At 65.0% G+C, this 12,033-nt stretch carries 11 protein-coding genes and 1 riboswitch; all 11 genes read left to right on the top strand.

Annotated elements, in window-relative coordinates; translation table 11 throughout:
- Nucleotides 1–41: 41 nt before the first annotated feature.
- Nucleotides 42–1,187 carry an acyl-CoA dehydrogenase family protein gene (locus tag DB708_RS19015; protein WP_108924523.1) on the top strand — a complete coding sequence of 382 codons (1,146 nt, stop codon included), beginning with the start codon at nt 42–44 and terminating at the stop codon, nt 1,185–1,187.
- Entirely contained in the window at nt 1,184–2,290 is a 1,107-nt protein-coding gene (locus DB708_RS19010; protein WP_108924522.1) for an acyl-CoA dehydrogenase family protein, read from the top strand. Before DB708_RS19015 ends, DB708_RS19010 begins: the two co-directional genes overlap by 4 nt.
- Nucleotides 2,290–2,937 carry a nitroreductase family protein gene (locus tag DB708_RS19005; RefSeq protein ID WP_108924521.1) on the top strand — a complete coding sequence of 216 codons (648 nt, stop codon included), beginning with the start codon at nt 2,290–2,292 and terminating at the stop codon, nt 2,935–2,937. The genes DB708_RS19010 and DB708_RS19005 overlap by 1 nt, the downstream gene beginning before the upstream one ends.
- A 155-nt stretch (nt 2,938–3,092) precedes the next feature.
- Nucleotides 3,093–4,397, top strand: coding sequence for a TetR/AcrR family transcriptional regulator (locus DB708_RS19000; RefSeq protein ID WP_108924520.1), 1,305 nt, complete (start codon nt 3,093–3,095; stop codon nt 4,395–4,397).
- 102 nt (nt 4,398–4,499) lie between these two features.
- Entirely contained in the window at nt 4,500–5,342 is an 843-nt protein-coding gene (locus tag DB708_RS18995) for an SDR family oxidoreductase (protein ID WP_108924519.1), read from the top strand.
- A 163-nt stretch (nt 5,343–5,505) separates the two neighbouring features.
- A complete protein-coding gene (locus tag DB708_RS18990; protein WP_108924518.1) occupies nt 5,506–6,555 on the top strand; it encodes an aldo/keto reductase in 1,050 nt (349 codons plus the stop codon).
- 196 nt (nt 6,556–6,751) lie between these two features.
- The gene (locus DB708_RS18985; protein WP_338103945.1) at nt 6,752–7,603 is read left to right on the top strand and encodes a TrpB-like pyridoxal phosphate-dependent enzyme; all 852 of its coding nucleotides are present in this window, start codon (nt 6,752–6,754) and stop codon (nt 7,601–7,603) included.
- A 29-nt stretch (nt 7,604–7,632) separates the two neighbouring features.
- Complete coding sequence (locus DB708_RS28370) at nt 7,633–8,040, top strand: hypothetical protein (RefSeq protein WP_338103944.1); 408 nt, start codon at nt 7,633–7,635, stop codon at nt 8,038–8,040.
- Nucleotides 8,041–8,119: 79 nt separating this feature from the next.
- Nucleotides 8,120–8,680: a TetR/AcrR family transcriptional regulator gene (locus tag DB708_RS18980; RefSeq protein ID WP_108924517.1), complete on the top strand. Its 561-nt coding sequence runs from the start codon at nt 8,120–8,122 to the stop codon at nt 8,678–8,680.
- Nucleotides 8,681–8,720: 40 nt separating this feature from the next.
- The gene (locus DB708_RS18975) at nt 8,721–9,362 is read left to right on the top strand and encodes an NAD(P)H-binding protein (protein ID WP_108924516.1); all 642 of its coding nucleotides are present in this window, start codon (nt 8,721–8,723) and stop codon (nt 9,360–9,362) included.
- Nucleotides 9,363–9,364: 2 nt separating this feature from the next.
- Nucleotides 9,365–9,614, top strand: a riboswitch (cobalamin riboswitch).
- A gap of 138 nt (nt 9,615–9,752) precedes the next feature.
- On the top strand, nt 9,753–12,023 hold the full coding sequence (gene metE / locus DB708_RS18970) for a 5-methyltetrahydropteroyltriglutamate--homocysteine S-methyltransferase (RefSeq protein WP_108924515.1): 2,271 nt from the start codon (nt 9,753–9,755) through the stop codon (nt 12,021–12,023).
- Nucleotides 12,024–12,033 lie beyond the last annotated feature (10 nt).

Here is a 12,033-nt window from a genome sequence, read left to right as displayed (position 1 = left end):
CCGGCTAAGTCGCAGTTAGCCACGATCAGAGTCAAGGAAAAGTGGACTTCTCATATCCGCCGGAGCCCGAACAGTTCCGCATCGAGCTGCGCGCCTGGCTGTCCGCGAACCTGGCCGACGAGCTGGTGGCCGCCCGCCGAAATTTGGGACGCGACGACGCGACGTTCGAGATGATGCGCGCGTGGAGCCGCACGATGTCCGACGCGGGATGGGCCGCCGTCTCCTGGCCGAGCGAATACGGTGGTCGCGGAGCGACGGTGCTCGAGCAACTCGTCTACACCGAAGAGACCACCCGCGCGCGGGCTCCGATGCCGCTCAACGTCATTGGGATGAACAACATCGCCCCCGCGATCATGCAGTACGGCACCGAGGACCAGAAGCAGACACTGCTGCGCCGGATGATGCGGGCCGACGACATCTGGTGCCAGGGAATGTCGGAACCCGAAGCGGGATCCGATCTGGCATCGCTGCGCACCCGGGCGGTGCGTGATGGCGACGACTTCGTCGTCAACGGCCAGAAGATCTGGACCTCGCTGGGGCATCGGGCGCACTGGTGCCAGCTGTATGTGCGCACCGATCCCGACGCCCCGAAACACCAGGGGATCTCCTGCCTGATCGTCGACATGTTGCTGGCCGGCATCGAGGTCCGTCCGCTCGTCACGCTCAACGGCGACACCGATTTCGCCGAGGTGTTCCTTCACGACGTGCGGGTGCCGGCCGACGCGTTGCTCGGACCGCTGAACGGCGGCTGGCAGGTGGCCACCACCACACTCAGCCACGAACGCGCCGGGGCCGCACGGCTGTACGCCGAAATGCAGGTACGGCTTGAAGAGCTGGTGGACGACATCGCCGCGCAGACCAACGCGCTCGAAGACCCCGTGACGCTGCGGCGACTGGGCGAAATAGCCGTCCGTATCAAGTATCTCGAGGTGCTCTGCCAGCGGTCCATCTCGGCAACGCTGCACGGTGGCGACGCGTTCGGTTCGGCCAGCCTCGCCAAGACCGTGTGGGGTGAGATCGGGCAGGACATGGCCGCGCTGGCCTTCGACGTGCTGGGTACCCGCGGCACCAATGCCGCGTGGGCGAACTACCGTCTCACGTCGCGCTCGCTGACCATCGCCGGCGGTACGACACAGATCAACAAGAACATCACTGCACAACGCGTACTGGGATTGCCGCGCAAATGAACCTCGAACTCACCGACGAACAAGTCGCGCTGCGCGACACCACGCGCCGCTTTCTTGCTGACAAGGCACCGATTTCGGGTCACGTGCGCGAGCTGCTCGACGATCCGACCGGAGTCGACGACGCGGTCTGGCGCGGCCTGGCCGACCTCGGCACCACCGGGTTGTTGGTGCCCGAGGAGCACGGCGGGGCCGGAATGACGATGGTCGAAGCCGGTGTGGTCGCCGAAGAACTCGGTGCCGCCCTGCACCCGGGGCCGTGGTTGTCCACCGCGGTGGCCGCGCCGCGCGCGCTGACCCGGCTCTGCGACAATGCCAGTGCCGCAACGATTCTGGCCGGTATCGCCGAGGGGACGACGATCGCCACCGTCAGCTTCCTGGACTTCGAGAATGCCGCGGTCGACGCGGCCGGCGATGGCGTCGTCTTGCGGGGCGAGCTCGGCGATGTCTCCGATGCCGCGGCGGCCGACGTCCTGCTGGTGCTCGCCGAAGAGGCGCAGGGCACCGCACTTTTCGCGGTGCCCACCGACGCGCCCGGGTTCACCGTGGCGCCCGAACGCGGTATCGATGCCACCCGCAAACAGTTTCGCGTCCAGCTCGACGGCACGCCCGCCCAGCGCCTGGCCACGGTTACGCCGGCCGACGTGACGGCGGTGCTCGACGACCTGCTGATCGCCACTGCCGCCGACGCCCTGGGCGCCGCGCGGGCCGTGATGGACCTCGCCGTCGAATACGCAAAAGTCAGAAAGCAATTCGGTCGGGTCATCGGATCGTTTCAAGCGATCCAGCATCTCTGTGTCGATATGTACGAGACCGTCGAACTGGCCCGCAGCGGTGTCATCCACGCGCTGTGGGCCTCGGACGCTCCAGCCGCCGAAGTACCGCCCGACGAACGCCATCTCGCCGCGCTGCGGGCGAAGGCGTTCGCCGGGCGACTGGCCACCGTGGGCGACACCGCCATCCAGGTGTTCGGTGGTATCGGCTACACCTGGGAACACGATGCGCATCTCTACCTCAAGCGCCTGCTGAGCTGGAGCGCGCTTCTCGGCGGACCCGACGGATATCTGACTGAACTCGGTGCGCGCCTTGCCAAGAGAGGTCACTGATGGATATCGAATACCTGCTGACCGCCACTCGTTCCGCGCGCAAGACCCTCGACCTCGACGCGCCGGTGGACCTTGCGGATATTCGCGAGTGCCTGCGGATCGGCCTGCAGGCCGCCAACGGCTCGAATACACAGGCCTGGCGATGGCTGGTGGTCAGCGATCCGAAGAAGCGGGAGAAGATCGCCGAGTTGTACCGCGACGCCTACCTGAAGCGGGTCGGCGGCCAGCTGCTCGCCGACCTGCTGCCGGGCGGCACGCCCGAGGGGCGGCTGATGTCGTCGACGGAGTGGCTGGTCGTGAACATGGCGAAGGTGCCGCTGCTGGTAATCCCAAGCTATCAGCCTTACTTGCCGCGCATCGACGGCGACGAGTCGTTTCATCTGGCAACCCTTTACGGTTCGATCTTCCCCGCGGTGTGGAACTTTCAGCTGGCCTTGCACACCCGCGGCTACGGCACCTGCGTCACAACCCTGCACCTGCACCACGAAGACGAGGTGCGGCAATTGCTCGGAATCCCGCCGACTTACGTCCAGGGCGCCCTGCTACCGGTCGGCCGGCTGCGGTCCGGGCACACCTTCTCCCCGGCCCCGCGGCGGCCTCTCGACGAGGTGGTCGCGATGGACAGTTGGGACGGTCCCGGGCTCTAGGGTCTTAGAATGGCTCTGTCACCGCTGTTAGCAGCGCATTTGAGCCGGTTTCGAATCGCGCAATCTGATAGCCTTTAACAAAGATTTGGTTCGGCAGGAGGACGAATGCGTAGGTTTGCCCGGTCGCAGTCCTCTCGATATGCGCACCGTTAGCCATGGCCAAAGCCGAGACCTTGGCTAAGGGCAAGCGGGCGCTGGCCGATCGTCTGGATCAGGCCGACGACTCCGGGACGCGCCGCACCGAGATTCTGCAGACCGCGGCCACTTTGATCGCATCCTCGGGATTGCGAACTTCGTTGCAGGAGATCGCCGACGCGGCGGGGATTCTGCCCGGAAGCCTGTATCACCATTTCGAATCCAAAGAAGCGATCCTGATCGAGCTGATCCGCCGCTATCAGGACGACCTGAACCGCATCGGGGAAAACGCCCAGGCGCGATTGGACGACGCCGATTCACGCCCGGCCGCCGAGAAAATAATCGAGCTGGGATCGGCGGTCGCCAACTGCGCCGTGCACCATCGGGCCGCCCTGCAGATGTCGTTCTACGAGGGACCGAGCGCGGACCCCGAACTGATGAACCTGACCCGGCAGCAGTCCGTGGCGGTTCAAGAGGCCATGGTGCAAACGCTGCGCGCCGGCAGGTGGACCGGCTACATCAAGCCCGACATCGATCTACCCACGCTGGCCGACCGCATCTCTCAGACCATGCTGCAGGTCGGGCTCGACGTCATGCGGCACAACTCTGCACCCGACCAAGTGGCCGAGCTGCTGTGCCGAATCATCTTGCAAGGGCTGGCGGCCCGGCCCCCCACCGACTCGGCACTGGATCGCTCCAACGCCTTCGCGGCCGCCAGCGCCGTCATCGAGTCGTGGGCCGACGACAGCGACGCCGACCCAAGCGACAAGACCGCGCATGTCCGTGCGGTGGCCCGTACCGAATTCGGCCGCAAAGGTTATGAAGCCACCACGATCCGCGACATCGCGTCGGCGTCGGGTCTTGGCACCGGCACCGTCTATCGGGTGATCGGATCCAAGGACGAGCTTCTCGACTCGATCATGGAATCCTTCGGGCAGAAGGTCGAGGCGGGGTGGGTCAGCGTGCTGCGCTCGGATGCCACGCCCATCGAGAAGCTGGATGCGCTGAGCTGGATCAACGTCAACGCGCTGGACCGATTCTCCGACGAATTCCGGATCCAGCTGGCGTGGATGCGGCAATCGCCGCCAACCGCGAATCCGGGCTGGTCGTATCCGACGCGGCTGCGGCAAATGAAAACGCTGCTCTCCGAAGGTATCCGCGCCGGCGAGATTCGCATCGACACTCCGTCGGCCGCGATGCTGGCACGCTGCGTCATCGGGCTGCAGTGGATACCGGAGAACATCCTGCGTGCGGTCGGGAAGCGGGCGGCGCTGGTGCACACCCGGGACACCGTCTTGCGAGGTGCCGCCGTTCGCGGCAAGTAAGCCCGTCTACTTAATCCCGACCCGGGTATTGAACCAAATAACTGTTACCCATACAGTTGAGCAGTTAGAACCGCATTGGCATTATCCGAGAAGGGGATTTCCATGACCATTGTCGATCGGTTGCGCTACGACGGCAAGCGCGCTCTCGTTGTCGGTGGCGCGACTGGCATGGGCGCCGCGGCGGCCAAGTCAGCGGCTGAGCTCGGCGCCGAAGTCATCGTGATGGATTACGCACCGGTGAGCTATGACGTCGCCAAGTCCATCCAGGTGGACCTGCGCGACACCGCGTCCATCGATGCCGCGCTCGAGCAACTGGACGGTCCGGTCCACGCCGTGTTCTCGGCGGCCGGCATCGCCGACGGCACGACGGACCTGATGGCTATCAACTTCCTCGGCCACCGGCATCTGATCGAGCGCCTGCTCGAGCGCAACCAGCTGCCCTCCGGCTCGGCGATCTGCTTCATCTCCTCGGTCGCCGGCATGGGCTGGGAGAACGACCTGGACCTGCTGACCGAGTTCCTGGTCACGCCGGACTTCGCGTCGGCCCAGGAGTGGGTCAAGGCGCACGAGGCCGAAGGCATCATTCACTACGGCTTTTCCAAGAAGGTCGTCAACGCCTACGTGGCGACCCAGGGCTATCCGCTGCTGAAGAAGGGCATCCGGATCAACGCGATCTGCCCGGGCCCCACCGACACGCCGCTGGCCCAGTCCAACGCCGACCTGTGGCTCACCTTCGCGCAGGACTACCGCGACGAGACCGGCTCCAAAGTGCACACGCCCGAGCAGATGGGCGACGTGATGGCGTTCCTGAACAGCGCCGCCGCCTTCGGCATCAGCGGGATCACGCTACTGGTCGACTACGGGCACACGATGGCGTCGCTGACCAACGCCTATCCGCCGGGAAAGCCGATCATCGACATCATCATGGGGCGGGTCAAGCTCTAGGGCCGGTGGCCTCGAGCTGGAACGGCTGCATCGATAAGTAAGCATCCGCCGCGCTCCGGCACGCCGCGAGGAATCTCTCGTCTTGCCAATCGGAGAGTTCTCCGGTAGCTTCCGACTCAGCTACCGGAGAACTCTCCGTTAATGCATTCGGGAGGAGCGGACATTGCAATACATCAAGCTCGGCACATCGGGACTCGACGTGTCTCCCATTGCGATTGGCGCCATGACCTACGGCGATCCCCGGCGCGGGCATCCCGTCTGGTCGCTCCCCGAAGACCAGTCTCGACCCCTGATCAGATACGCAATCGAAGCCGGGATCAACTTTTTCGACACCGCGAACATGTACTCGCAGGGAAGCAGCGAAGAGATCCTTGGGCGCGCGCTGCGCGACTTCGCCAGCCGCGACGACGTCGTTGTCGCGACCAAGTTGAGACACGCAATGCGTTCGGGACCGAACGGTAAAGGCTTGAGCCGCAAAGCAATCATGACCGAGATCGACCATTCACTGCGCAGACTGGGTGTCGACTATATCGACCTTTACCAGCTTCACCGCAATGATCACACCACGCCGTTGGAGGAAACTCTCGAGGCACTTCATGATCTGGTCAAGGCCGGCAAGGTCCGCTATCTCGGGGCGTCATCGATGCCGGCATGGGAGTTTTCCAAAGCCCTGCACCTGCAGCGCAACAACGGCTGGGCGAGATTCGTCTCGATGCAGGATCACTACAACTTGTTGGCTCGCGAGGAGGAGCGCGAGATGATCCCACTCTGCCTCGACGAGGGCGTGGGCGCCATTGTCTGGAGTCCGTTGGCGCGCGGAAGGCTGGCACGATCCTGGGGTGACGTGAAAGCCACCGCACGGTCTTCGAACGACGGATTTGCCGACTTGCTTTATGCCACTGCCGATAACAGCTCCGACAAAGCCATCGTTGATGCGGTCGGCGCTGTCGCCGAGGCACACGGCATCAGTCGCGCCCAGGTGGCACTTGCCTGGCTGCACGCCAAACCCGTGGTGACAGCACCCATTGTCGGAGCGAGCAGTGTCGGTCAGATCGACGAGGCGATTGCCTCCCTCGACGTCGACCTCACGGCAGCCGAAATGCAGATGCTGCAGGCACCGTACACACCGCGCTACGACTTCCAGGGCATGTCAGACGATGCGCAGTTGCAGGCGGTGATCGCGCACGTACCCCAATTAACCACCGCTGTATAGCGATTCGTAGGCAAGAATCGCGAGGCGGTCCGACACCGCCCGGCGGTGGACGTGCACGGTAGACCGGCGAGCATCTCGTCGTGCGTATGAACGTATTCCGACCACACGGCGTATCGAATTCAGCGATTGCGCTGCTTTATACGTTGGCCTGCTTGTCTCACGCGTTCCACTCGAAGGAAACAAGTCATTGCGTTATGTGCTGAAACCCGGCGATATCCCGGCGGCATGGTTCAACGTGGCGTCCTGCCTACCCGCACCACTGGCAATACCGAAACATCCGGTACTCGATCGAGGAGTCGACCCCGACGATCTTGGCGCGATCTTTCCTGCCGCGCTGATCGAGCAAGAGATGTCCGCCGACCCCTGGGTCGACGTGCCAGGCGAAATACTCGACATCTTAAGACTCTGGCGTCCAACGCCATTGGTGCGTGCGGTGCGTCTGGAACGAGCTCTTCAGACGCCGGCCCGGATCTACTTCAAAGACGAGTCGGTCTCACCCACCGGTTCACACAAGGCCAACACGGCAGTCGCCCAGGCGTACTACAACAAGGCCGAAGGTATTCGACGGCTCACCACCGAAACCGGTGCCGGACAATGGGGTAGCGCGTTGTCGATGGCTTGCCAGCTATTCGACCTGGATTGCCGCGTCTTCATGGTGGCCGCGTCGCACCAGCAGAAGCCGTATCGCCGCGTCCTGATGGAGACTTGGGGCGCCGAGGTGATTGCCAGCCCGTCTACCACAACCGAGGCAGGCAGATCAGTCCGACGAAGCCATCCTGACAGCCCCGGTTCGCTCGGGATCGCGATCAGTGAAGCCGTCGAAGAGGCGGTTGGCCGCTCGGATACTCACTATGCGCTCGGTTCCGTGCTGAACCATGTGCTGCTTCATCAGACCGTCATCGGATTGGAAGCCAGAGAACAACTGCAGCTCGCGGGCGAGGGCAGCCCGGATATCGTCATCGGCGCATGCGGCGGCGGCTCGAACTTCGCGGGTCTGGCTCTGCCGTTTCTGCAATCACGCCCCGCTGCAGCGAGCAGGCTCGCCTGATAGCCATCGAACCGCGATCCTGCCCGTCATTGACAGCAGGCCAGCTGCGGTACGAGTCCGGTGACACCGCGGGTCTGACACCGCGGATGTGGATGTACACGATCGGGCGTGAATTTGTGCCGCCCGCTACCCACGCCGGAGGACTGCGCTATCACGGCGCCGCGCCGATCCTGTCAAATCTCTTGCAACACCAGTGGATCGAGGCCGTTGCGTACCCACAGCGGTCCGTGCTCGAAGCCGCCGTGAGGTTCGCACGCACCGAGGGCATGGTCCCGGCACCGGAGACCGCGCACGCCATCAAAGGCGTGATCGAAGCAGCGCTGGCAGCGCGGTGCGCGCAGCAGGAACCCGTCATCTTGTTCAACTACTCGGGGCATGGCCTACTCGATTTGGCGGCCTATGACGATTACTTCCACGACCGGCTGTCCGACGACTGATTGCAGTCTTACCCGAGACGGTCTCCACCTATGCTCGGTCTGCAACAGAGAGTGTCCTTGACCAAGGAGGTACCGGTCCGTGGCAGACGACGCTGTCGCCGGGATCCGCGCCGACGCCCTGCGCAATCGAGAGCACATCATTGAAGTTGCGCACGACGCCTTCGCCGCGTCGGGAACGACCTCGCTCAATGAGATCGCCAAACGAGCAGGCGTCGGTGCGGGAACGCTGTATCGCCATTTCCCCACCCGGGAAGCGTTGATCCTCGCGGTATACCGTCACGACGTCCAGCGACTTGTGGGTTCGGTGCCCAAGTTGCTGCAGGCTCACCCGCCGTTGGATGCGTTGCGTTTGTGGTTCCAGAAATTGGCAGATTACGTTCGCCTCAAACACGGTCTGGGCGACGCACTGCACAGTGCAGCGCTACAGGACGCGATCGACGAGACGTATACCCCGGTTGTCGCTGCAGTCGGCCAGCTGGTCGATGCCTGCATTACCGATGGGTCCCTTCGGCCGGACCTCGATCCCGCAGATGTTCTGCTGCTGATGAGTTTTCTGTGGCGGGTCGCAGACGGAGCAGAGGGAAAGCGGCAAGCCAAACGGATAATGGGCCTCGCAATCGAGGGACTGCGGAGCAGCTGACCGGGCCGCCGCGGGGGTTCTGACGCGTACGGTCGGGGGTATGGCTCGAATCCTCGTCGTCGGCGGCCACGGCAAGGTTGCGCTGCAGCTCGCCCGCATCCTGACCGAACGCGGCGACGAGGTCAGTTCGGTCTTCCGCAATCCCGACCATTCCGACGAGGTCGCCGCCACCGGCGCCAAACCGGTGGTGGCCGACATCGAGCAGCTCGATACGAATGCCCTGGCCGATCTGTTGACCGGGCACGACGCGGTCGTCTTCGCGGCCGGGGCGGGCGGCGGCGATCCGGCGCGGACGTATGCCGTCGACCGTGATGCCGCAATCCGGGTGATCGACGCCGCCGGGCAGGCGGGCATCAACCGGTTCGTGATGGTGTCGTACTTCGGTGCGGGGTCGGATCACGGCGTGCCGCAGGGCGACCCGTTCTTCGCCTACGCGGAGGCCAAGGCCGCCGCCGATGCCCACTTGCGGGCCAGCGAACTGGACTGGACGGTGTTGGGTCCCGGCAGGCTCACGCTGGAGCCGGCGACCGGCCGCATCGTCGCCGGCCAGGGCAAGGGCGAGGTATCCCGCGCCGATGTCGCGCTCGTCGTGGCTGCCGCGCTGGCCAACGATTCGACCCTCCGGCGGACCATCGAATTCAACAACGGGGACATCCCGATCGCGGTGGCGTTGGCGGGCTGACTAAACTGCTTCTCGCAGCTGGTCTGCTTGCGCCGCACCCGCGGCGCCGGCATCGAACGAAGCAACGTGAGTAACGCTTCGTAAGAGGGAACCCGGTGAGAATCCGGGACTGTCCCGCAACGGTATGCAGGAACGACCGCCGTCAGAGTTTCTGGCAAGCACTGGTCTTAGGACTGGGAAGCGACGGCCACTAGGAGCACCACCCGGTGCGCGCCTGCAAGTCCGGAGACCTGCCAGCTGTGCCGGGCGCGCCGCGCCCGGCGGCTCATCGCCTCGTGGAATGGGCGCTAGGCTGCAGCCGTTGCGATACGTGCACAGGGTGCGCACCGCTACCGGATCGGCTGCATGTCCGCCGGCGGTGACCTCCACGCCGATTGAAGGACGAATATCGTGACCCCTCAAGCATTCACAGCGACAGTTGTCGGCTCTCCGCGCATCGGCCCGAAACGGGAACTCAAACGCGCGACCGAGGGCTACTGGGCAGGACGCACCAGCCGAGCCGACCTCGAAAACATTGCCGCCACCTTGCGGCGCGACACCTGGAAGCGCCTGGCCGACGCGGGCCTGGACTCGGTGCCGGTGAACACCTTCTCCTACTACGACCAGGTGCTCGACACCGCGGTCATGCTGGGCGCATTGCCGGCTCGCGCCGCGCAGGTTCCCGACGAGCTGGACCGCTACTTCGCCGCGGCGCGCGGCAACAAAGACGTCGCGCCGCTGGAAATGACCAAGTGGTTCGACACCAACTACCACTACATCGTTCCCGAGATCGAGCCCGCGACGAAGTTCTCGCTGAATCCGGTCAAGGTGCTCTCCGAGCTCAAAGAGGCTCAAGGGCAGGGAATTCCAGCGCGTCCAGTCGTGATCGGCCCGGTCACCTTCCTGTTGCTGAGCAAGGGCGTCAACGGTGGCAGCGCGCCGATCGAGCGGCTGCAGGAGCTGCTACCGATTTACTCCGAGCTGCTGTCGCTGCTGGCCGACAACGGCGCGCAGTGGGTACAGATCGACGAGCCGGCTCTGGTCACCGACATCTCCCCCGATGCCCCCGCGCTGGCCGAAGCCGTGTACAACGCGCTGGGCAAGGTGAGCAACCGGCCCGCCATTTACGTCGCCACCTACTTCGGTGATCCCGGCGACTCATTGGGAGCGCTGGCCCGCACACCCGTCGAGGCGATCGGCGTCGACCTGGTTTACGGTGCCGACACCGCGATCGCCGCGGTGCCCGAGCTGGCCAACAAGACACTCGTGGCCGGTGTCGTCGATGGGCGCAACATCTGGCGCACCGATTTGCAGGCGGCGCTGAGCAAGCTGGCGACGCTACTGGGTTCGGCGGCCAACGTCGCCGTCTCGACATCGTGCTCGACGCTGCACGTGCCGTACTCGCTGGAACCGGAGACCGGCCTCGACGACGCGCTGCGCAGTTGGCTGGCGTTCGGTCAGGAGAAGGTCGCCGAGGTGGTGGCGCTGTCCCGAGCGCTGCATGAGGGCCGCGACGCGGTCGCCGAGGAGATCGAGGCCTCCAACGCCGCGGCGGCCTCCCGGAAGAAGGATCCGCGGCTGCACAATGACAAGCTCCGGGCTCGCATCGACTCGATCGTGACGTCCGGTACGCACCGCGGCGATGCCGCGCAGCGGCGCACCAGCCAGGAAGAGCGGCTGCACCTGCCGCCGCTGCCGACCACCACGATCGGCTCGTTCCCGCAGACCGTAGAGATCCGCAAGGCCCGCGCCGCGCTGGTCGCCGGTGAGATCGACGAGGCCGAATACGACCGCAGGATGAAGCAGGAGATCTCCGACGTCATCAAGCTGCAGGAAGGCCTCGGCATCGATGTGCTGGTGCACGGCGAGCCGGAGCGCAACGACATGGTGCAGTACTTCGCCGAGCAGCTGGACGGTTTCTTCGCCACCAAGAACGGCTGGGTGCAGTCCTACGGCAGCCGCTGCGTGCGGCCGCCGGTCCTTTTCGGTGACGTGATCCGCGAGCAGCCGATGACGGTGGAATGGGCCAAGTACGCGCAGTCCCTGACCGAAAAGCCGGTCAAGGGCATGCTGACCGGCCCGGTCACGATCCTGGCCTGGTCGTTCGTCCGCGACGACCAGCCGTTGGCCGACACCGCCAACCAGGTGGCGCTGGCCATCCGCGACGAGACGGTGGATCTGCAGTCCGCCGGCATCGCGGTGATCCAGGTCGACGAGCCCGCACTGCGCGAGCTGCTGCCACTGCGTCGCGCTGATCAGGACGAGTACCTGAGCTGGGCGGTCGGGTCGTTCCGGCTGGCCACTTCCGGCGTCGATGACTCGACCCAGATCCACACGCACCTGTGCTATTCGGAGTTCGGCGAGGTGATCGGAGCCATCGCGGACCTGGACGCCGATGTCACGTCGATCGAGGCGGCTCGCTCACATATGGAGGTGCTGGACGACCTGAACTCGGTCGGCTTCGCCAACAGTGTTGGCCCGGGCGTCTACGACATCCACTCGCCGCGGGTGCCGAGCACCGGCGAGATGGCCGAGTCGCTGCGGGCGGCGCTGCGGGCCGTTCCGGCGGAGCGGCTGTGGGTCAACCCCGACTGCGGGCTGAAGACCCGCAACACCGACGAGGTGAACGCCTCGCTGCAGAACATGGTCGCCGCCGCGCAGGAAGTCCGCGCGGGGGTCTAAGGCTCGCCGA

The organism is Mycobacterium montefiorense, assembly GCF_003112775.1.
Lineage (GTDB): Bacteria > Actinomycetota > Actinomycetes > Mycobacteriales > Mycobacteriaceae > Mycobacterium > Mycobacterium montefiorense.
This window is presented reverse-complemented; position numbering and strand designations above follow the sequence as displayed.